19 protein-coding genes are annotated in these 20,646 nt (G+C 55.3%); 10 read left to right on the forward strand and 9 right to left on the reverse strand.

Translation table 11 applies throughout. The features are described 5' to 3' along the window. Window positions 1-46: 46 nt before the first annotated feature. The 4 genes from LC334_RS09410 to LC334_RS09425 all read left to right on the forward strand — a co-directional run bounded on the left by LC334_RS09410 (window position 47) and on the right by LC334_RS09425 (window position 6,123). Window positions 47-1,489, forward strand: coding sequence for a hypothetical protein (locus tag LC334_RS09410; RefSeq protein WP_085800379.1), 1,443 nt, complete (start codon window positions 47-49; stop codon window positions 1,487-1,489). A 208-nt stretch (window positions 1,490-1,697) separates the two neighbouring features. Next, a complete protein-coding gene (locus tag LC334_RS09415) occupies window positions 1,698-3,401 on the forward strand; it encodes a hypothetical protein (RefSeq protein ID WP_085800378.1) in 1,704 nt (567 codons plus the stop codon). 22 nt (window positions 3,402-3,423) lie between these two features. Beyond that, window positions 3,424-5,193, forward strand: a complete 1,770-nt coding sequence (locus tag LC334_RS09420; RefSeq protein WP_085800377.1) for a hypothetical protein — start codon at window positions 3,424-3,426, stop codon at window positions 5,191-5,193. Between the two features lie 246 nt (window positions 5,194-5,439). Then, window positions 5,440-6,123 (forward strand): hypothetical protein, encoded by a 684-nt coding sequence (locus LC334_RS09425; protein ID WP_085800376.1) that lies wholly within the window; start codon window positions 5,440-5,442, stop codon window positions 6,121-6,123. 104 nt (window positions 6,124-6,227) lie between these two features. Here LC334_RS09425 and LC334_RS09430 read toward each other — a convergent pair whose 3' ends face one another. The 4 genes from LC334_RS09430 to LC334_RS09445 all read right to left on the reverse strand — a co-directional run bounded on the left by LC334_RS09430 (window position 6,228) and on the right by LC334_RS09445 (window position 8,783). Continuing rightward, window positions 6,228-6,818 carry a thermonuclease family protein gene (locus tag LC334_RS09430; RefSeq protein ID WP_223412941.1) on the reverse strand — a complete coding sequence of 197 codons (591 nt, stop codon included), beginning with the start codon at window positions 6,816-6,818 and terminating at the stop codon, window positions 6,228-6,230. Window positions 6,819-7,102: 284 nt separating this feature from the next. After that, complete coding sequence (locus tag LC334_RS09435; RefSeq protein WP_085800374.1) at window positions 7,103-8,002, reverse strand: HNH endonuclease; 900 nt, start codon at window positions 8,000-8,002, stop codon at window positions 7,103-7,105. Between the two features lie 90 nt (window positions 8,003-8,092). Next, the gene (locus LC334_RS09440) at window positions 8,093-8,389 is read right to left on the reverse strand and encodes a hypothetical protein (protein WP_085800373.1); all 297 of its coding nucleotides are present in this window, start codon (window positions 8,387-8,389) and stop codon (window positions 8,093-8,095) included. 4 nt (window positions 8,390-8,393) lie between these two features. Then, complete coding sequence (locus tag LC334_RS09445; protein ID WP_085800372.1) at window positions 8,394-8,783, reverse strand: helix-turn-helix domain-containing protein; 390 nt, start codon at window positions 8,781-8,783, stop codon at window positions 8,394-8,396. Between the two features lie 399 nt (window positions 8,784-9,182). Between LC334_RS09445 and LC334_RS09450 the strand changes: the two genes are divergently transcribed. Beyond that, a complete protein-coding gene (locus LC334_RS09450; RefSeq protein ID WP_085800371.1) occupies window positions 9,183-10,277 on the forward strand; it encodes a tyrosine-type recombinase/integrase in 1,095 nt (364 codons plus the stop codon). A 288-nt stretch (window positions 10,278-10,565) separates the two neighbouring features. Continuing rightward, window positions 10,566-11,105, forward strand: coding sequence for an NADPH-dependent FMN reductase (locus LC334_RS09455; RefSeq protein ID WP_085800370.1), 540 nt, complete (start codon window positions 10,566-10,568; stop codon window positions 11,103-11,105). A 2-nt stretch (window positions 11,106-11,107) separates the two neighbouring features. Here LC334_RS09455 and LC334_RS09460 read toward each other — a convergent pair whose 3' ends face one another. Next, the gene (locus LC334_RS09460; protein ID WP_085800369.1) at window positions 11,108-11,509 is read right to left on the reverse strand and encodes a VOC family protein; all 402 of its coding nucleotides are present in this window, start codon (window positions 11,507-11,509) and stop codon (window positions 11,108-11,110) included. A 42-nt stretch (window positions 11,510-11,551) separates the two neighbouring features. Here LC334_RS09460 and LC334_RS09465 point away from each other — a divergent pair, with 42 nt between their 5' ends. Next, the gene (locus LC334_RS09465; RefSeq protein WP_085800368.1) at window positions 11,552-12,346 is read left to right on the forward strand and encodes an acyl dehydratase; all 795 of its coding nucleotides are present in this window, start codon (window positions 11,552-11,554) and stop codon (window positions 12,344-12,346) included. A gap of 451 nt (window positions 12,347-12,797) precedes the next feature. Here LC334_RS09465 and LC334_RS09470 read toward each other — a convergent pair whose 3' ends face one another. After that, complete coding sequence (locus LC334_RS09470; protein ID WP_085800367.1) at window positions 12,798-13,823, reverse strand: NAD(P)/FAD-dependent oxidoreductase; 1,026 nt, start codon at window positions 13,821-13,823, stop codon at window positions 12,798-12,800. 64 nt (window positions 13,824-13,887) lie between these two features. Here LC334_RS09470 and mnmD point away from each other — a divergent pair, with 64 nt between their 5' ends. Continuing rightward, window positions 13,888-14,568, forward strand: a complete 681-nt coding sequence (gene mnmD, locus LC334_RS09475; RefSeq protein ID WP_085800366.1) for a tRNA (5-methylaminomethyl-2-thiouridine)(34)-methyltransferase MnmD — start codon at window positions 13,888-13,890, stop codon at window positions 14,566-14,568. Then, complete coding sequence (locus LC334_RS09480; RefSeq protein WP_085800365.1) at window positions 14,565-15,440, forward strand: DMT family transporter; 876 nt, start codon at window positions 14,565-14,567, stop codon at window positions 15,438-15,440. The genes mnmD and LC334_RS09480 overlap by 4 nt, the downstream gene beginning before the upstream one ends. Window positions 15,441-15,458: 18 nt before the next feature. On the opposite strand, the gene LC334_RS09485 is transcribed toward LC334_RS09480, so the two are convergent. Then, window positions 15,459-17,423, reverse strand: coding sequence for a lytic transglycosylase domain-containing protein (locus tag LC334_RS09485; RefSeq protein ID WP_306372158.1), 1,965 nt, complete (start codon window positions 17,421-17,423; stop codon window positions 15,459-15,461). 177 nt (window positions 17,424-17,600) lie between these two features. On the opposite strand from LC334_RS09485, the gene dapA reads away from it, so the two are divergent. Continuing rightward, window positions 17,601-18,476: a 4-hydroxy-tetrahydrodipicolinate synthase gene (gene dapA / locus LC334_RS09490; RefSeq protein WP_085800425.1), complete on the forward strand. Its 876-nt coding sequence runs from the start codon at window positions 17,601-17,603 to the stop codon at window positions 18,474-18,476. 71 nt (window positions 18,477-18,547) lie between these two features. Here the strand turns inward: dapA and LC334_RS09495 are convergent, their stop codons facing one another. After that, entirely contained in the window at window positions 18,548-19,981 is a 1,434-nt protein-coding gene (locus tag LC334_RS09495) for an alanine/glycine:cation symporter family protein (RefSeq protein WP_085800363.1), read from the reverse strand. 163 nt (window positions 19,982-20,144) lie between these two features. Then, the gene (locus LC334_RS09500; protein ID WP_085800362.1) at window positions 20,145-20,618 is read right to left on the reverse strand and encodes an Lrp/AsnC family transcriptional regulator; all 474 of its coding nucleotides are present in this window, start codon (window positions 20,616-20,618) and stop codon (window positions 20,145-20,147) included. Window positions 20,619-20,646 lie beyond the last annotated feature (28 nt).

The raw sequence follows: 20,646 nt of genomic DNA on the forward strand, positions 1-20,646 counted from the left end.
CATACGTGCTGGGCGGCGAATGTGTGGCTAACTGGGAGCCTACGGCATGATAATTACGATTGCTTTTGACGTGAACAACTATGTTGAGGTTATGGAAGGCTGGCCGCTCAAGCATGGTAATATGACCTTCTTTTTGGAGAGGGAAGGCAATGTTTTGAAGAAAGTGTGCCTATCTTTCTCCGGTGTTGGTATTGAGCATGCACCAAACTTCATTCAGGCGACCGAACAAGGCAAAAGTGCGGACCTCAAAATTAGCAGCGGCGGCTACGCCGCTTTAGCCAGGAAGAGGATCATGAACTGGCAAACCGTTGTCAGTGGAATACAGATCATTGACTTGGACTACGATAGTTTTGATATGCGGTTTCATGCCGAGAATATCGAGGAAGAGTCCCGCATTCACTTTAAATCCTTCAAGTCCAGCTATGATAAAGCTCTCAATTCTGCCTGCGACTTTGAGCAGATTGGAAGGGCGTTTTGCGTTAGCTCGATCCCAGATGATCGAATAGAATCGACGTCTCACTACCGTGAAGGTCGACTGGCATTTGAAGCTGGACGGTATGTAGATGCATATAACAACATGTTCCTATTTTTGGAAACGCGATACTGCGATGGGAAGACTAAGACTGCGCAGCAGGTTGAGCTGCTATCAAAAGACCAAGCCGTGTGTTTAAGTATTGAAGAAGCTGCTGCCGACCTAACAACATCGAACCAAACAGACGCCAGCGAAAGGTTTAATTTGTTCGACCCGTCGGCCAGTATAGAGGACAAAGTCAAGGCCCTCGTCCTTCTTCGAGGAAAGCTCCGGCATCACTCTCTTAAGAGTCCTCACCGATGGGACCCTAATCAGCAAGATGAACACAAGGCCGAGGCACGGTTTTTGATCGCTGTTGTGCATGACATCGTCATTAAGGAATCTCTGGAAGATATCTATGCTCCTGCGACCCTAGACAATTTCCGGGAACAGTCAGTTCGGAGCGGAAATGAAATCAAAATTCGGCTCACAACCCATCGTGCGAAAAACGAACGTGCGCTGGAACTGAACATGAGCTACCCGACAACCGTTGTCTCCAGTTTGCTATGTGTAAACACAGTTCGGCATGCAATTCGGGCATGTGAAGAGGGTGGACAGCTCGCTGATACGGTTAAGTTTGAGGCTGTCCATAGTGAGCGAGACCTAGAACTGTTTTCAATCGATTTTGATGTTTGGGCATATACAACAACACGGGAAATTGAGATGAAGAAACCAATTAAATTCATCCGATGCAGTTTTGAACGCCTTCGCGCTGATTTGATAGCTAGGCATGAATTCTCGATCCCTAGTCAGGGGCATAAGCTTTCTATTTTGGACGTTTGGAAATTGTTGCTACATAGTTATGATCATATTGAGCTCCGAGACCCAACAACACGAATTATGAGTTTAAGACTCTTCATTAACGATGGCACAAAAGCGATTGTGTCGTATCGGCTGGGGGCACTAGCGAGGTCTTGACCGTTTCCGAATATGGGTCGGAGGCGGCACTCGCCACGATGGGGAACGGGATGCCGACTTTGGCTGCAACAGCTCACAAGCTTCGGCATCAAATAAGAGGCTGACATTGAACTTTATACATAGCGAAGAAAAATCTGAGACGCTTTGATGCTACTGCAGGCCATACACTGGCCGCAAAGCTGCGATTCACCCTACAGTGAGGATCCGGATGCCCAAAAGTACGTTGGACAGGCTTTTACCAATTGCAAGAATTCCAGACGAAAATCGCGGCGAATGGCTAGAAAACGCTGGCCAGAGCGTTGAAATTCTCAAGGATAATCTAAAGGCCGACGAGATTGTGATCTACGCATCCGGTCCGCATATGCTGATTCACTCGGTGTTGACCCCCGATGAGCTGCTAGATCCACCCGACCATGCTGATCTCGATCGGGCTTACATCATGCCAGATGACTCTTGGGTCATTCAGCGAGCTTATGGTGGCGGTGAGGGGCATCGCGTCTATCTGCAACCACCATTGGACCACCCGGGCTGCCAGTCGCTTGTTGGCAGCGAAAAGCTGGTGTTTGTACGCTCGTTTGAAGGCGTCAAGGAATACGAGCCTACGATAGAAATCAGCCAGAAGCTTGTGCATGCGCTCGGACTGTACTTCCTGGATGAGCGGAATGCCTATTGTAGGCTAAATGATCGAGGAGACATCGAACCGATCATTTCTGTTTATCGGGATGTTACTCATGATCCCTGGCAACAAGTGCGCGCAGTCACGATACGCTCGCATGATCTGGAAAGCTACATGGCTCTTACTAGTACCAGTTTGGTCAGCCTGTTTGATTTCACACGGTTCGCTATGGGTGGGTTCAACGGCTGGCCCGAAGGCGCTGAGGATGTTTTCGAGACCAGGGATCTGTTTTACAGGCAACGAAAAGTTCCTCAGCATGCCAGCTATGTTAACGGACAGATAATCGTTCGTACCAGTCTTACCCCGGAAGCTCTGGCGGAAGAATGGAAGGCAGAAGAGGAAAAAAGCAACCGACAGTATGCGTCGTTTCTGATCATTGACCGCAAGAATGGGCATGAGCTGGTCGAAACCTCGTGCTCGCCGGACCACATCGTCAACTACTTTACAGATTCGAGCTTACCATGGGAGATTTCGCCCGCCTTTTTTAGACCCGAGGTGCTTCAAAAGTACAAATCCGATCCAGAGAAATACACCTTTGGTGACCGAAGCATTAGCTGTCGAGGTGCATGGTACCTCAAGACCTACGATATCAATGAAGCAGGGCAAGTGCATACCTATATCGGCTACTTGGCAAACCTGCCCTATGATGAGCAGTTATATTGGCGGTCATTCAACGAAGCTCCAAAGGCTGGAATTTCTGAACGGGCCTATCAAACTGACATTCTTGGCGAATTCACGACAACAGATGATTTCTTGGAGGATGCAAAGCGTATCATCGCCGAGCTTGATCAAGACCCGCCGTCTTGGTGGAAGCCGCGCGGTTCGGAAATGCGCGATGCCGTCCACTATCCGGTGACGGATTCGTCGTCGGAGTGGGGCGACGAAATTCTGGCATTAGATCACCTCGCCGTAGAAGGCTTTCTCGTCAAAGGCTTGAGGGCGATCATCGACGCTAACACGGGCGTCTACGAAAAGGATTGGGGCTCACTTAAGTTGCTTGAGGTCGCCCTTGTGTCAACGGGTAGAACCGAAGATCAGGCCAAAGATGCAGTTACTCCGCTTCGCGAGCTACATGCCTTACGCAACCCTGCAAAGGCACACGGTGATCCAAAGGGTCGACGCCTTGCAATAGCGGCCGCTCGCAAACGTCATGGAACTTTGAGGAACCAATTTAGCGATCTGTCACAAAGGCTGGCTGCAGCACTAAACGTGATCAAGGCGACGCTGCCAAAATAGTAACACGAAGATATTTGGGAAAATGAGCGCGATTAACTACTTTCATGAACTGAATCTGCCTGACAGCTGCATTTCGCCGAAGCTACGGGCACTACTCACCCCAGTCGGGTTGGACCCATTTGAGCGCCCCGAAGTTACGGCCCGCTATGAACACGACCAATACGGACCTGATTACGAGTACGTTCATCTGGTCATGGCCTTGACCGATGAAGCGGACACGCTCTCAGTTGCCAATTTTGGTGAGGTTTCAGATGGCGTTGTCAGCTTTTCCACTCCCACAGTTGATGATTGCGGCGGATTGGCTGGCTATTCGCCTAGCGTATCGGGTCACGAATACGTTGTAGCGTCTCATGGCAATGGATCATTTTACAGTTATCACCTGGCAGAGAAACTATGGATGGTGCTTGGTTTGTCGCCCCGTTGTGTCGGAGGTGACGACCAGAGACTGATTTACGATGACTTATCGCTGCCCGAGTTTGGTGTTGCTGAAGGCGAAATTTCGAGTTCGTACTACTACCAAGCTAGTCGAAACGTTAGTTGGCGAATGTCGAACGAGTACCTGCGAAAATACCTGTGGATGCAGGGGAAGTACGGTACGAGAGTATTTTTCTACGAGGCAAATATTCAAGAAACACAAGAGATATCAGAGCTTTTGGGAGATGACGGTCACTATTTAGCGAAGCCGGAAGACGGTTGGTACGAACTAGACATCCGACGTATCAATGGAAAGACTTTGCTGCAACTTTGGGCCGTAGTATGCGCGGTTACTCCGGAGCTGTGCGCGATACAATCCGCCGCAGGGTTGAGTTGGCCTGGCATTGCGGGGGCGGTGGATCATCAGCGTGCAAACGCTCTGGTAGAACCCACACCAATTTTTCTCGATGACCGATTCCTTGAGAGGTACGAACAAAACAGCTTCTACCAAACCACCCCTTTCCAGACTCATGGTAACTGGACGTGTAATCCTTCTTACTCAGGGCAATGGTCATTCACCGATTGTAGACGCGTCGGGCGAAACCTCATTCAAGTTAGGCTGAGAGAACTGTACAAACCGAAGCCCGACAGGGAAATTGTTTGGGCACATACACACGTTGTTCCACAAAAAATAGTAGACCAAACCGACCTACACGAAGAGCACATCGTTGCCAAAGTTCAAAGACTTCTGGAGGCACTTCTGGACTTGGCGGATGGCCTCGCTTGGCTGACAACTGACCTCGGTCTTGGAGCCCCGACATCCGAAGACTTGATCGGTGTTTCTAGGGAACAACTGCAAGCCGAGCATTGGCTGCCTTACCCAAAGTTAAGTCGCTTGGCCCAAGTCGCCCCTTTAAGCATGTCGGAACAGCAATTTCTTTCGCGATGCAAAGAGATCCACGAGCTATGGCAGAAAATACCAAACGGGATTTTGAGGCGGATTGTTGATGAGGGGGGGCACGATCCTAGGAGCTACAAGACCTTTGGCAGTCTCAAACTCTTGCAGATTCTGGCCAATATCCTCGAGCGTCTAAACAGTAATCAAGAAACGACCGCAAATTTGAGCGGTGGCCACCAAGACTCAGAGATCACCGATCGCAATGCAAATCTAGCACCTCTTTTTCTCACGGCTGACTTACGGAATGCAGATGCCCACACGGGCGGATCAGTTTCGGAAACATTGACCCGGCTGGGATTCGATATGTCGCAAACCAATTCAGGCTACGGCACCGCATTGGACTTCGTTTTTGATCAAAACATCACTGCGTTCATTTACATAGCCGATGAGATAAAGGCGCTTCAAGCTCGAAGTCTTTAGGTCAGGCGCCGGAGCCATACCTTAGCAGAAGTTGGAAACAGGTCGAACGCTCGCGAATGGCAGCTTTGCTTGGCCGCGACGCAGCATGTTGTCGTCGGAACGAGCGGCAACTATGGGCCGTTGTAAGACTAAGGCGTTCTAGGGATTGTGGCTCCACATCCAAGGCGCATTCTCGAATACTATCAGTTGTTTCGCGTCCATTTCTACTACAAGCTATATGCCATGGGATTACTTGGGTGACGGTCGATGAGCACGAAGATTGGAGTGATTGAGAGTAGGTGGTACGACGCCACCAATGACATAAAGAAAAATACCACTGTAAAGCCTCTGTTCGATTTTCTATCGGACCTGCATTTCGGTAGCCATCATGCGTACGACTACGAAATGGTTGGTACTCGCTCAGCCTTCACCGATGCGATTTCACGTATCGCTCGATCAAGAGCAACGACGGTGGCGTACCTCGCAATGCATGGAAGCAGCAAAGGACTTCATCTCCATGGCGGGGAAAGAATTTCGAGAACTGTGCTGAAAAATTCTCTGCTGCAGGTTTCTCAAGAGGGCGGTTCGAATTTGATCGGAATGTTCTTTGGTTCTTGTATGTTTGGTTCACACGCTCTTGCAGATTACTTGTTCAAACAAGAAGCACCGGTCGTGTGGATTGCCGGCTACCAAGAGAGCGTAGATTTTGTAAGCTCTTCAGGTTTGGACCTTTTGTTTTTCAACACAATGCTAGCCGTACGATATGAGAACCCTACGTTCTCCAACAGAAAGAAGATCGAAGAAGTTGCGCGACGCATGAAAATCCAGATGCAAGGGCTCTGCAATACACCGCTAGAAAATGCTGAGCCGACTTGCGGTCTTGGTTTTTCGATCTTTGTGAAGAAACTTGGGCGGACACGCGGGGCAAGGGATCTTATGCGGGAGGCATAGGTGCTGTTTTGGTTGACTTTAAATATCGCGAACGCGGCCAAAGTCAGCTTTGAAGAAACTGCGATGCGGCATCTCGAAGCGTGGTTAAGGTCCGGAAAAGGCCGTCAGCGCTGATTACGTTTCTTAGCCTCGAACTTCTCCCACACATGCATTCGTCCTTTTTGGCGAGCATCTGCTAGCCACATCTTCTTTCGTGCATCCGTAACTTCCAAATGGCTGTATTTGCCGCCGGAAAACTTTGGCCAGTCGATTGCCAAACCCTGTTTTACCATCTCTGACGACAGGTCGCGGCCATCCGGCAAAAAACACTTCGCAACTGTTCGCCCGTGGGCATCTTTTTCCAGAATCTCAGCCCGCACAGCCTGACCTTTGCAAAGTCCAACCAATGCCCATTTGGCCTTTTGTCCATATGGATGATCTAGTTCAGGTGCATCTATACCAAAAAGACGTATCTGCGTTTTCTTGATGACTACTGTATCGCCGTCAATTATCCGCGCGGGACCTTCGATCGACAAGGGAACAGGCGATGGCTTGGCGGTCGAGTGATCGAAAGGTCGAGCCTGGGCTGGACTCGCCACAATTTCGGTTGTTTTCGGTGTTTCATTACGTGGAGGCGGAGTGTATCGATCCGTGCTTGTTTCTCGACTACGAAACGCGACAATGAACACGCCAGCTAAAATGACTAGAATTACCACAATTTCCAAAACTTACTTTACCCCGCAAAGTTTGCCCGGAGCGATCACGGACTTTTTGGTTGTATATTCCAGTACTATTAGCTCTTTAAGTTGAAATTTTGTCTAGAACGCGACGACCTCAGGCGTGCAAACAGTCGCCTCCATTTCCGGTTATTTTGCTTCTCGCGAGTTCGAATATGGCGGAACTAACTGAAGCCTTGCCACGCAGCGAAACCAAGTTTGACGGCACTTGTCTGAAGTAGAACGGTGTTTTTCGGAAGCCGCCGAATGTTTGCATTAGACGTTCAGTGCCTGAAGCAATTCTCTCGATGCCACGACACAAACTCCGTCCTCGGCCGGTTGGCGAGGCGTTCAGGAGCCAATAGTCTGCCGGAAGAATTGATCATCGCTGCCACGGCATCGAGGTCATTGCTTTGCCTTGATACGAGAATAGTCAGGTCATCGGAGAGCCCCACAAGACCTCTGTCAAACATCCAATGGGCCGTGCCAGACAGAGCAAGGCCATTACTCACGATATCTGGCCCGTCTTGTTCCACCGGTCTAATGTGAGCGGCTTCAACCTCCGCACGACCGCCACCGTTTATCAAACGCAGCCCCGTAATCGCGCAGCGTTCACCGTAGGCTCGGAGAACGTTCTTTCTAAAATTGCGGTCTCGCACAGCGCGATTTGTCAGTTGGTTGACCCGCTCGCGCGCGGGCAGGTGCTGGAACGAAACCTGGGCGTCCTGAAGCCCAGGTGATTGAGCATAGTGGTCAACGCGAGGCAGGAAGTCGTCATCACGGTCAAGCCCGCGCTCTACGATCCGGGCAAAGTCTTCGACGGATAACGTTCTGACCGCTGCTTGCGCGCGGCCTGAAATCCTGCCCTGGTCATTTAAGAGACCTTGCTCGACGATGTCACCAGCATCACGGAAAGGAACCGGGTCCCCAAAATCGAGATAGGTTCCCGGCTCTATGACGGCCAAATACATATCGGATTTGCGAGGGTCAGCGATAATCTCTTGGACCTTTGCGACCGCAAAGTAGCCTTTCGTGTCTTTAACTTTGCTAGGCTCAAGGTAAACGATCCAATCGCCTTCGCATTGCTGCGCACGGGAAAAATATTGCCTGGGGAACTGGTACCGCTCCGAAGGGACGTCGTCATAGATCGAGTCACTGCGATGAATGAAAATTCCAAAGGCCATTCGAGTCAAACTTCACGTTGAACAAGGGAGAGCAACATGGATCGGTTCAGACACGATCCGAATACACTGCGGTGATTGTAGTTTTTTTGGTCACTCACTAATCAAGCGCTCTAACTTCCGGTCAGCAAAATGCAATGTCAGCACTGAGCCAAACAGGATAGGAATTAGCGCGCCGGCGATGGCGACGGTAATAATGGATGCGCCCGCAAACCAAGTGAGCTCGGTTGGATGATCCATGAAACGAAATCGTAGAAACCCAACGAGAAACAGCGCGCTTGCGCCCATATACACCTTGCAGAGAAGTTCCAGCGGTTCGATTGTATTGCGGCGGGCGCGTTCCAGTGCAGAGCGGCGCAGGCGTTTCCAGTTTTTACTTGGTTTTTGCATATGCTTACTCCCTTACGAGTTCGATCCATGTGTGAACGTCATCATCGGTCACCTCCCGCCCTTCGACGTATGACTGGTACCAACGGGCGACGATGGCCCCGCGCTTCTCGCTTTTGATCTTGATGTTCTCTTCGTTGAGGTGCTGATCGAGCGAAGTCTCAATCCTTTTTAGAGCTTCGAAATCATGGGCCGCCCGGACGGCTTTCGTTCCCAGCAGTATCCAAGCCGCATCCACGTCGAACCGATCTGCCATAGCAACCAATGCCTCGACCGGCAGGCCGCGCTGTCCCTTTTCATAGCTGTGATAGGCGCGATGTGAGACGCCAATCGCTTCCGCCATAGCAGTTTGAGTTAGGCCGATTTCGTTGCGCGCAATCGTAAGGCGCGCGCCCATGGCTGTGAAAACAGACTTAGAATCTCGCACCAAACAAGGTTCCCTATTGACGAAGCCGCCATAACGCGCAAAACTGCACAAAATGACATAAAATTGCACTCTCAATCATCTGACCACGTCAGAAGGTGCGAAACAAGCGATTCTTTGCGCATCGCTTATTCAACCCAAGCGGACAAGGACGACTGAAATGGCAGAGACCGAAAAATCAGACAGCTCGCAAATCCTTGAGCTTGGCAAAACGCCCGCGCAGTGGGTCGAGGTCATGGCCGGGATGGGGATCGAAATTTCCGAGCGCACATTGCGCGAACGGGCGAATGACACGGGCGCTTTCTATCGGCTTGGTCGAACGATGCTGATCACTCCCGCGCAGATCGACACCATATTTGAAGGAGGTCAGTCATGCCGCTCCAAATCTACAAGAGGGGCACCGTCTACTGGGCTAAGGGCTGGGTCGAGTACAACGGCAGGCCAATCGCAGGCCCATACCGGCGAAGCACTAAGGCATCTACAGAAGCAGGCGCACGGGACTGGATAAACCGCGAGACGGAGCTTCAGATACGCCGGCATGTCGTTGGCGACGAGCCGAGCAAGACGTTCTCCGATGCAATCATGCTCTACAATGCCTCCTCCAAGGCCGCGAAGCAGTTGATCCCGATTGTCGAAGAGATTGGCGACATGCCATTGGGTGCGATCTCTGGTGCGCTCCTGAAAGGTCTTGGCCCAAAACTGAAACCGAAGGCCTCGACCGATACTTGGTGGCGCGAAATCGTGACGCCCGCGAGTGCGGTGATCAACAACTCGCACGAGTTGGAAGGCACGCCGCTGATCCGGGTGAAGCCATACGACAAGTTCGAGCGGATTGCCCAAGACAAGCGCCGAGGCAAACTGAGCCGTGTTGAACGCAAGCCAGCCGATAAAGAGTGGATCGAGGCGTTCTGCCGAGCTGCTGATCCTTACAACGCTGCCCTGGTGCGATTCATGTTCGAAACGGCGGCGCGGATCGATCAAGCTGTCTCGATTGAGCCTGACGATCTGCGACGCGCCGAGAACAAGGTCAGGGTGAAAGCACAGAAAGGCCATCCCGAACGCTGGATTACAGTCTCGCCGCAGATGATGGACGAGTTGCTGGCCTTGCCGCCGAAACGGCCCAAGAACCGCAAGACCGGCAAGCTCATGAAGCCGCGCGTTTTCGGCTATGGCAGCTCGACAGGCTACAACACGCGCTGGAAGACAATCTGCAAGCGCGCAGGCATTCCGTACCTGTCTGCACACCCGGCAGGGCGGCATGGGTTCTTCACGGAACTGGTGGTGCGACAAGGCGTCGATCCAGTCACAGCAGCAAAGGCTGGGCGCTGGTCCGACCCCAATTTGCCCATGCGAATTTACGCCCACGCGGAGACGGATGAGGCCGATGTCAGAGCCCGTTTTCGTACAAATCATGTACAGCCGGACACTGTACAAACACCCAAGGGCAAGAAATCACAGAAGGAATAACGTTATGAACGGTTCCCTCCTAAGGGGCAGGTTGCAGGTTCGAATCCTGCCGGGGTCGCCACCTGAAATCTCGTATAAAGAGAGCGAATGATTTGCCTTGCGTCGTCAGAAGCGAGATAGGATTACTGATTTCAACGCCATGGTTTTTCTCAAACACGTGCGACACCATAACGACAAATTTGCACAAATCGTCCATAAGCGCAGTTTATGTGCGCCAATGCGTATTGTCACCGCACGCTAACCACCCCAGTTTCAACAAACGGAATTTGGAGTTGAAAGGTTTACCATATGTCCAAGCCAACATTGCTGGCGATCTCGGGATCGCTGCGCAAAGGTTCTTTTAACCGGATGCTCTTGAAAGAGGCTGCACGTGCCTTTGGTGACGCCGAGGTGGTGGAGGCGGATCTTGCCCTGCCGCTATATGATGGAGACCTGGAAGAGGCCGAGGGGATACCTGCCTCGGTTCAGATGCTCGCGAGCCAGATCAAGGGGGCCGATGCGATCGTGATTTCATCACCGGAATATAACAAAGGCATTCCCGGGGTGCTGAAAAACGCGCTGGATTGGGTAAGCCGGGTGTCCGAGCCTGTGCTGAAGAACAAGCCGACAGTGGTGATTTCTGCCGCGGCGGGCCGGACTGGTGGTGAAACGGCGCAGTTCATGGTGTTGAGCTGCCTGACGCAGCTACAGGTCCGGCTGCTACCCGGCCCTGCGGTTCTGATAGCCGCCGCAATGAACGAGTTCGACGAGAGCGGCGCATTGAAAAATGTGCGTTACAAGGAAACACTGAGCACGCGGATGCAGGCGCTGCGCGCCGAGATTGGCTGAGCTCAATCGCCCTGATTAGCGATCTCGATCAGATTGTTATCGGGGTCGCGGATATAGATCGAATTGATCGGCCCGGATGTGCCCGAGCGCGCAACCGGGCCTTCCTCTATCGCTATGTTCCTGACATTCAGGTGATGTGTCCATGCCGCCAACGGCGTATCGCTGAGAAAACACAGATCTGCCGATCCGGGTTGGGGATGGCTTGCTCTGGGTTCGAATTCGGCACCGGCCTGATGCAGGTTGATCTTCTGCGTACCGAATTTCAACGCCCAGCGTGGACCGCCACCGCTTGGTGCGAACTGGATTGCCTGCATGCCCAGCACATTTTCATAGAATTCCAACGTAGCGTCGATGTCGTCGACGGTCAGAACCAGATGATCAAGTGCGGTCAGTGCAGGCGTCATTTCAGGATTGTTCCTCCGGGGGTACAGGCCTAGCCTGCCCGCATGACCGAGAATGTGCAAACCCTGAATGACGTGATCGACCCCGCGCGTGCGCGCGCCATGCAGACACTGCTGGGCCAGGAGGCTACGATTGCGACAGAGGACACCCTGCCTGCGTTTTTCCATCAACTCTATTTCTGGGACCCGCAGCCACCGTCGCGCCTAGGTCGGGATGGACACCCGAAGGTCGGCGGGATCATTCCCAATATGGGCCTGCCGCGCCGGATGTGGGCTGGCGGGCGGCTGGAAATTACAGCAGCCCTGCGCGCTGGTGTGCCAGCAGAGCGGCGAACGATCCTGGAAAAGGCTGAACGTAAGGAAGGGCGCACCGGAAAGCTGGGTTTTGTTACCCTGCGGCATGAGATTCGTCAGGAGGGAAAGCTATGTGTGACCGACTGGCAAGATCTGGTTTACCGTCAAGACCCGGATCCGGATGCACCTGTACCTGTCCCGCCCGAGGCTCGCCGCGACGAGGTTGCCCGCGAAAGCGTCACTTTCAATTCAACGTTGCTCTTTCGCTATTCCGCACTGACCTTCAATGGCCACCGGATCCATTATGACAGCGATTATGCAAAAACGGTCGAAGGCTATAACGGTTTGGTGGTGCATGGGCCGCTTTTGGCCCAACACCTGATCTTATTGGCTGAAAACCAGTTGGGCAGCGTGAGAAATTTTGCCTTTCGAGCCACCGCGCCGCTTCTGCATAGCGAAGAGGCCACGTTCTGCTGGCGTGACGGCATTGCGTGGGTACGAGGTCCGGATGGACGCCAATGCATGATCGCAGCCGCCAGTAGCTGACTGGGTCAAAGGCGGACGCGAACCGTGTCAGCGACAGGGTTTCGCCTGTATAGGCCAGTGTTTCGCTCGGCGGCTTTAATTGGCACAAGCCGCTGTCGATCATCAGAGCCGAGGCCTTCTGCTCGCGGCGTGCGCAATCGACGGTTTTAACATTGTCGTCGCGATGGAATGTGCAGGTGATTTCGCGCCGGTATCTGCTGTTGAGCATAAAGGTGTTCAACAGCGCCTTGGCCTCGCGCCCCGTGCCGTTGTCGGGGGAGGGGCAGGTGACGCCGTGCAGGCCATATGCCACCCCGTCAAGCTCCACCCGGTCACCGGCAAGGGCCCGCCAGATACGTGGAACGTTGTCGCGGGCAGGGGCCGAGGGATCAGCCGCCATACCTGTGCTGACGCAAAGGCAGGTGAACAGAATGACGAAGATGGGAGATCGGGCGCGCATGTCCTGAGTATATCAGAAGGATGCTTCGGGTCGGAAATCACAAGGGATAGAATCTTTGTTTTCGAGTACGAAGTCTGCCATCACCTGCCCCACCTTCGGCGCCATGCCAAAGCCGATCTTGAAACCCCCATTGGCGATGAACTGACCTGTGTGCAGCGGATGAGGGCCCAGCATCGGGGCGCGAGACCGGCTGCGGGGGCGCAGCCCGGCCCAGCGTTCGACTACCCGCGCGCCGTGCAGAATGGGGACAGCCCGCATTGCACGCTCGATCACTTCGTCAAGCTTTTCGTCGGTACTGGTAGCGTCATCATAATCGCGTTCGCTGGTTGATCCGATGGCCACGGTGCCATCTGTATGTGGCACGATATGCACCGTATCTGCAAAAAGCTGCGGCTGATCGCGCGCGTCGAAATGAAGCAGCGCCCCCTGGCCTTTGACGCCGTTGCCGATAGTGCGGGTGTGGCTGCGGTTCAACTCCGCCAGCCCGGCAACACCGGTGGCGTGGATCACCTGACCCTGCTGTGCACCTTTGGTCAGGATCTCGCCCCCACGTGTGGTGATGGCAGCCGCCAGCGCGGCGCAGGCGCGGCGCGGGTGAATGCGGGCGCTGAGTGTATCATGGATCAGTTTCCCCGTAGGGCTGACCGGCGCCCAGCCCTGATCATCGGTTGCGATGATTTCCCAGGTAGCATTCATTTGCCAAAGCTCGGCTGCGGTTTTGGTTCGTGCCTGCGCAAGCGTCATGGCCGCGGCATCCGCAATCGGTTGCAAGCGGCCTAAGCGGGCATAGCCGGACGAGATGCCCGAGACCGCCTCGACCTCGTGCCAGAACGGTTTGGCCATTAGCAGGCTTTCAAGCTGAAACGCCTTCTTGTCGTTCCAGTTCTCGGGAACATGCGGGGCCAGCGCGCCGACCACCCCGCCCGACGCACCGGCGCCTCCGGGGTCGATCACCCGCACTTTGGCACCGCGTCCCTGGCACACCCAGGCAATCGACAGACCAAATATACCAGCGCCCAGTACGGTGATATCGGGCATTGCCAAAACCTCGTCTCCTCTGCATGGTCGGCGCGTTCTCAACCCCTTCCTAAAGGATGCGACCATGCAGGGCCAGCAGGCCGAGATCGACTGGCGGGACGGCGATGTGCCGGTTTCGACCCGGTTTGATGATCCGTATTTCAGCCTCGAGAACGGGTTGGCGGAAACGCGCTATGTGTTTCTGGAAGGCAACGGTTTGCCGGGCCGGTTTCGTGACGGGTTTCACGTGGCCGAGCTGGGTTTTGGCACCGGGTTGAATTTTCTGACGACGGTGCTGGCGTGGTGGGCATCCGATATCGCAGGCAAGCTGCACTTCACGAGTTTCGAAGCGTACCCGATGGCGCCCGGAGACATGGCGCAGGCCCTGTCTGCCTTTCCCGAACTCTCCGAGGTGACCGCGCCACTGGTTGCAGCGTGGGCGCAAGGCAATGGCAAGATCGACTACGCACCAGATATCGAACTGCATGTCATCGAGGGCGACGCACGGGAGGTTCTGCCTGATTGGACGGGACAGGCCGATGCCTGGTATCTGGATGGGTTTTCGCCTGCCAAGAACCCGGAGCTCTGGGGCGAAGACCTGATGGCCGAAGTTGGAAGACACACGGCAGAGGGCGGTACGGCGGCGACCTACACGGCGGCAGGGTTCGTGCGGCGTGGGTTGGACGCGGCAGGTTTCGATGTCACCCGGCGTCCGGGATATGGCCGCAAGCGGCATATGAGCACTGCAGTATTGAGGCAGACATGAGTGAGCAAAACACACGGCTTGGCATCCTAATGATGGTTGCCACGACCTTCATCTTTGCCGTGCAGGACGGGATTTCGCGTCATCTGGCGGCGGAATATAACGTGCTGATGGTGGTGATGATCCGCTATTGGTTTTTCGCCGCCTTCGTTATCACCATCGCTGCGCGCAAGGCAGGAGGAGTGCGGGCCGCAGCAGCCACGAAACAGCCGCTGGTTCAGGGGTTCCGGTCACTTTTGCTGGTAACGGAAATCTGTGTGATGGTGGCGGGCTTCACACTTCTGGGACTGATCGAAAGCCATGCGGTTTTCGCCTGCTATCCGCTGCTGGTCGCCGCCCTGTCCGGGCCGGTGCTTGGGGAACATGTCGGCTGGCGGCGATGGGCCGCGATCGGGGTCGGCTTTGTCGGCGTCGTGATCATCCTCGAACCGGGCTTCGGCGTCTTCAAGCCGCAGGCTGTGGTGCCGCTGACCGCAGCGTTGATGTTTGCGTTATATGCTTTGCTGACCCGTTATGTGGCGCGTCAGGACAACACGGCAACCAGTTTTTTCTGGACCGGCACAGTGGGATCGGTGGCGATGACGGCGGTCGGTATCTGGTTCTGGCAGCCGATGAACGGCCCTGACTGGGGTTGGATGGCGGCGCTTTGCATAACCGGTGCGCTGGGCCACTGGACGCTGATCAAATGCTATGAGGTGGCCGAAGCCAGCGCCGTACAGCCCTTTGCCTATCTGCAGCTGGGGTTTGCCAGCGTGATCGGGATCTTGGTTTTTAGCGAGACCATTCGCCTGAATGTGGCCTTAGGTGTCGTGCTGATCGTATCGGCAGGGCTCTTTACGCTTTGGCGTCAACACAAGATAGCAGGCCGGTCTTAGGGCGCGGACAGGGCATGTTCAGTCGCTGAGCGTCGCGCGCCGGTCCGGTAGAAAGGTGGTTCCGGTCAGCTCTTCGGTGAATGGAACCGGAAGCGGCGCCTTGCCCAGCCGAGCCCGATAAACCGGCAGGCTTTCGGTGACGCGCATCACGTAGTTCCGGGTTTCCCGGAAGGGGATATGTTCGATCCAGTCGATGATATCGATACTCTCGTCACGGGGGTCGCCAAGGGTTTCAATCCATTGGCGTGCCCGACCGGGCCCGGCATTATAGCCAGCCGCCATCAGTACCGGATTGCCATCCAGCCAGTCAGCGAGTTGCGCCAGATAGGTCGATCCGAGTTTGACGTTATAACGCCAGTCCTGCATCACGCGGGTGCGATCATACTCGATGCCCAGATCACCAGCGACCTCTTTGGCAGTGCCCGGCATGACCTGCATCAGCCCCTGTGCGCCGGCACCTGAAACGACATCAAAATCAAATTCGCTCTCGCGGCGGGCGATGGTCAGCGCCAGTTCAGTCGGTACTGGCAGGGTTTCACGCGCTAGCGGGTGCAGGGCGTAATAGGCGGCGGGCAATACGATGGCACGCCGCGCCGCGGCCTTGCCCAGCATGATCTGAAGGTGCGGTTGCTCCAGTTCTTCGAGCATTTGCGTCATCTGGCCCAACCCTTCGCGGTTCTGATGAGTCGAAAGATGCACAAAGAATGTCTCGGCCAGATTGAGCCGCCCGGTGGCCAACGCCAGAATTGCGGCCTGATTGACAGTTGAGTTTGCGAATTCGGCATCACGCCAGGGGGCAAAACTCTCGGTTCCGTCCAGGGTGGTATCGGGCGGCAGCCCTGCCTTTTCAGCAGCCAGAAGCCCGTAGAAACTGGTCTGATGATCGGCGCCACGGGTATAGGCGACCTGCGCTGCCTCAGTATCGCCAAGCGCGTCTTGTGCACGACCGATCCAATAGCCCGCGCGGCCCAGTGATATCGGGGTTTCAACCGCCGCGCTGAAGCGTTGGAAATGATCCAGTGCCAGTTCGGGCGCATCAAGGAACCGCAGCGCCAGATAGCCGGACAACCATTCCAGATCGGAATATCTGAATCCTTCGGTCAGCTGATGGGTCGAGGCCAGATCATAGGCAAGCTGATGATTGCCTTGACGCATCTGCGCCCGTGCAAGCGAACGGCGATTATTGGCCCAGCGGTCGGGCTCGCCCAAACCGCCATCGATCCGGCTTTGGCGAAGCATCAGCTTGATCGCCTTGTCGGTCTTGCGCTGGCTCATCAGGTGGTTGAATTCGGCATAGGCGACATGGGCGTTTCGGCGAAGAGGGCCGGGCAGACCGGCGATCCATTTATCCAGCGCCTTGCGACCGTTTTCGATGCTTCTTCGGGTTTCTATCTGCTTGCGGAGATCTGCGGAAACCAAAGGCATCATATCCTTGACATCCTTCAGGCCGCGCCAGGCCGCCATGTGCATGCGCGCTTCATGATGCGGCTTCAACAACTCGCCATAGGCCGTTATCAAGGCATCATGCTCGTCCGTGGTAAGGTCCAAGGTGCGCCACGCCATGACGATCGTTGCCTCGGCATCGCCGGTCTGGCCTGCTGCGATAAGCGCGCTGGCATTGGTCAGGGCCCCGATGCCGGTTTGCGGTGTGTGGTCGTTGTAGAATTCCAGAATTTCTTCATTGCTGGCGATGATCATCCGCACCTCGTTCCGACGACGCAGATAATCCAGGCCCGGCCAGTCCGGATTGCGTCTGAGGAAGCTGAGAATATCCTGGGGCGTACCCCGCCCCGATCGCAGCCGATACCATTCGATCAGGTCGGCTGCTGCTGGTCCGTCGCGGGCGGCAAGCTTTGCCGCAACCCCCCAGCGATCTTCCTGCATGGCGTGAAATGCGCTGGCAAGAGGGCGGGGTGCTTGCGGCGCGTGTTCAGAAGCCCCACCCGGCAGGGCAAGGCAGATCAGAGCCATAATATACGTCACGAAACGCGACATCCCTTGCATTTCCCTCTCTGGCGAAGGATAGACAGCGCCAACCTAAGCACGCGCAGCGGACCCGTCTATGCACAAACTTGGCACTAAGGCGTCATACCGCTAACGTAGCGTGCGATTTATGATCAGCCCGTTAAGGCTAAATTAGAAATGTGGAAGGAGCGTGGCATGTTTAGGGGATCTTTTCCTGCGCTGGTGACGCCGTTAAAGAACGGCGAACTGGACATAAATGCGCTCAAACACCTTGTAGAATGGCATATTTCTGAAGGTAGCCACGGCCTTGTGCCTGTCGGCACCACCGGCGAAAGCCCCACATTAAGCCATGAAGAACACGAAACCGTGGTCGAGGAGGTGGTCAAGGCTGCTGCGGGGCGAATCCCTGTGATCGCGGGGGCGGGCAGCAACAACACGGTCGAATCGGTCCGGTTCATGCAGCATGCACACCGTGTCGGGGCCAGCGCCGCGCTGGTGGTGACACCTTATTACAACAAGCCCACGCAACGCGGGTTGATTGCGCATTTCACCGCGTTGCACGACTGCTGCGAGCTGCCGATCATCATCTACAATATCCCGGGACGGTCCGTCGTGGACATGTCACCCGAGACCATGGGTGAACTGGCGAAACTGCCGCGTATTGTCGGGGTCAAGGACGCCACCGGCGATCTGGCGCGGGTGTCGTACCAGCGGATGACCTGCGGCGCAGATTTCATTCAGCTGTCGGGCGAAGATGCCACGGCGCATGGCTTCAATGCCCAGGGCGGTGTGGGTTGCATCTCGGTTACCGCGAATGTGGCACCCAAGATGTTGTCGCAGATGCAGGAATCAACACTGGCAGGTGACTACGGAACCGCGCTCGAGTTGCAGGACCGCATGATGCCCCTGCACAAGGCAATCTTTACCGAACCGGGCCTTGTTGGCGCCAAATACGCCATGTCGAAGCTTGGCCTGTGCAGCGATGAGGTCCGTTCGCCCCTGACAGGATTGACCGATGGGACCAAAGCGCTGATCGACGATGGCATGCGCCACGCGGGACTGATGAACTAAGTCACGACCAGAATTCGGAAATGCAAACGGGCGCCACAATTCGACGCCCGTTTCTTGTTTCAGTTTGCCTACTACTCGGCCGGCGCCTTGCCTGTCCAGGCAGTGCGGTCCAGCTCGAGATCGGCAAAGTCATCCGGGTTCAGCACGGGACGGGCAACGCCAGCGGCCAGTTGTGCCCGGAAATCCTTGAGCAGCCGCAGGCAGGTTGGCAGCAGCATCATCAGCACCACGAGATTCACCACCGCCAGGATGCCCATCATCGGATCCGAGAAGAAGAAGACCGATGTCGCGCCCGGTGCTGTGGCGCCCAGAAAGACGATGCCGATGATCACGATCCTGAGCACGTTCAGTGCCGCCGTGCTTTTGGTGATCACTGTCAGGGCGTTTTCACCGAGATAGTAGTTGTAGATGATCGAGCTAAAGGCAAAGAGCAGGATCATCAGCGACAGGAAGTATTGCGCCCATTCGCCCAGATGCGAGACCAGCGACTGTTGGGTCAGCGCGATTCCGTCGACACCTTCGGCGCCCGGCACATAGACATCGCCCAGCAGGATCACGAAGGCGGTGCAACTGCAGATGAAGATCGTGTCGATGAAGACCGAAAAGCTTTGCGTGATGCCCTGGCTGATCGGATGGCGCACATCCGCGGTGGCCGCCACGTTCGGGGCCGAGCCCAGGCCGGCCTCGTTCGAGAAGAGCCCACGGCGCAGGCCCTGGGCGATCGCCGCGCCCATGCCGCCGCCCACGGCCTCTTCCAACCCGAAGGCATTGGCGAAGATCGAGCTTATGACGCCGGGCAACGATCCGATGTTCATCACAATGATGACGAGGGCCATCAGGATATAGCCGATCGCCATGATCGGGACGACCACATCGGCCGCCTTGGCGATGCGGTGAATGCCGCCAAAGACGATAAACCCGGCGATCACGGCCAGAACAGCGCCGGTGATGAAACGGCTGATGCCCATGCTGTCTTCCATGGCACCGGCAACAGTATTGCCCTGGAACGCGTTGAAACCAAGGCCGAAGGCTGCGATCAGGCAGACTGCGTAGATCACCGCCAGCCATTTGAATTCATGTCCAAGCCCGTGGATGATCGACCGTGCCGGGCCGCCGCGGAACGTGCCGTCGGGCTGACGCTCCTTGAAGAGCTGCGCCAGCGAGCATTCCACAAGGCTGGTGGCCATGCCCACGAGCGCAATCGCCCACATCCAGAACACCGCGCCGGGCCCGCCCAACGTGATCGCCACCGCCACACCGGCGATATTGCCGCCGCCGACGCGCCCCCCGACCGAGATCAGCAGCGCCTCGCGCGCGGAAATCGCGTTGGGATCGCCCGACTGGTTCTTCGAGGACAAAACGCGGAACATCCGCTTGAAAAACCTGAACTGAACAAATCCGGTGAGGGCGGTGATGAAAAGCCCGAAGATCACCAGAAGCGGGATCAAAGACCAGCCCCAGGTCAAATCGCCAATCAGCCCGAAAAAACTTTCGATCGTAGACATGCCGCGCGTCCTTTCAAATTGGTTAATAACGAAAACGTTACAGCTTTGACCTGTGAAGTAAACGACCTTTGGTTGCATATTTTATGCTGGCACATTCTTGGGTCGTGACAAGAGTCCACGCGGCACATGAATGACAATGCAGCGTGCTGAAACAAACCGACGGTTACGTCTCCAATGGCAGCGCCAGCGTGGATTTTTCCCGCGCGACAGCGATTGAAGTGCGGAATTTACGCACATTCTTGTCGGCAAAGAAAAACCGGTGGGTGAATTGTTCGTAATCCGCCATGTCGCGGGCCACGACGACGATGATGAAATCCGTCTCGCCCGCCACGCAGTAGAAATGCTGCACATTAGGATCTGTTCGTGCTTTGCGCTTGAAGGCGTCAATCTGGTCCAGCCGATCCCGTTCCAGATCGACCGAAACGACTGCGGTGATGCCAAAGCCAAGCAGGGCCGCGTCAAGTTGGGCCACCTCTCGCAGGATCACACCGTTTTCACGTAACCGTCTGAGGCGCCGTTGCACTGACGCGGTCGATGCCCCGGCCAAGGCGGCAAGCTCGGCGATCGGGCGGCGCGAATCCTCCTGAATCGCCGACAGGATTTTGCGATCTACGGCGTCTAAATCAACTATATCCATTATATCCTACCTAAGTTTGATGGCATTC

The organism is Roseovarius aestuarii (assembly GCF_019966515.1).
Lineage (GTDB): Bacteria > Pseudomonadota > Alphaproteobacteria > Rhodobacterales > Rhodobacteraceae > Roseovarius > Roseovarius aestuarii.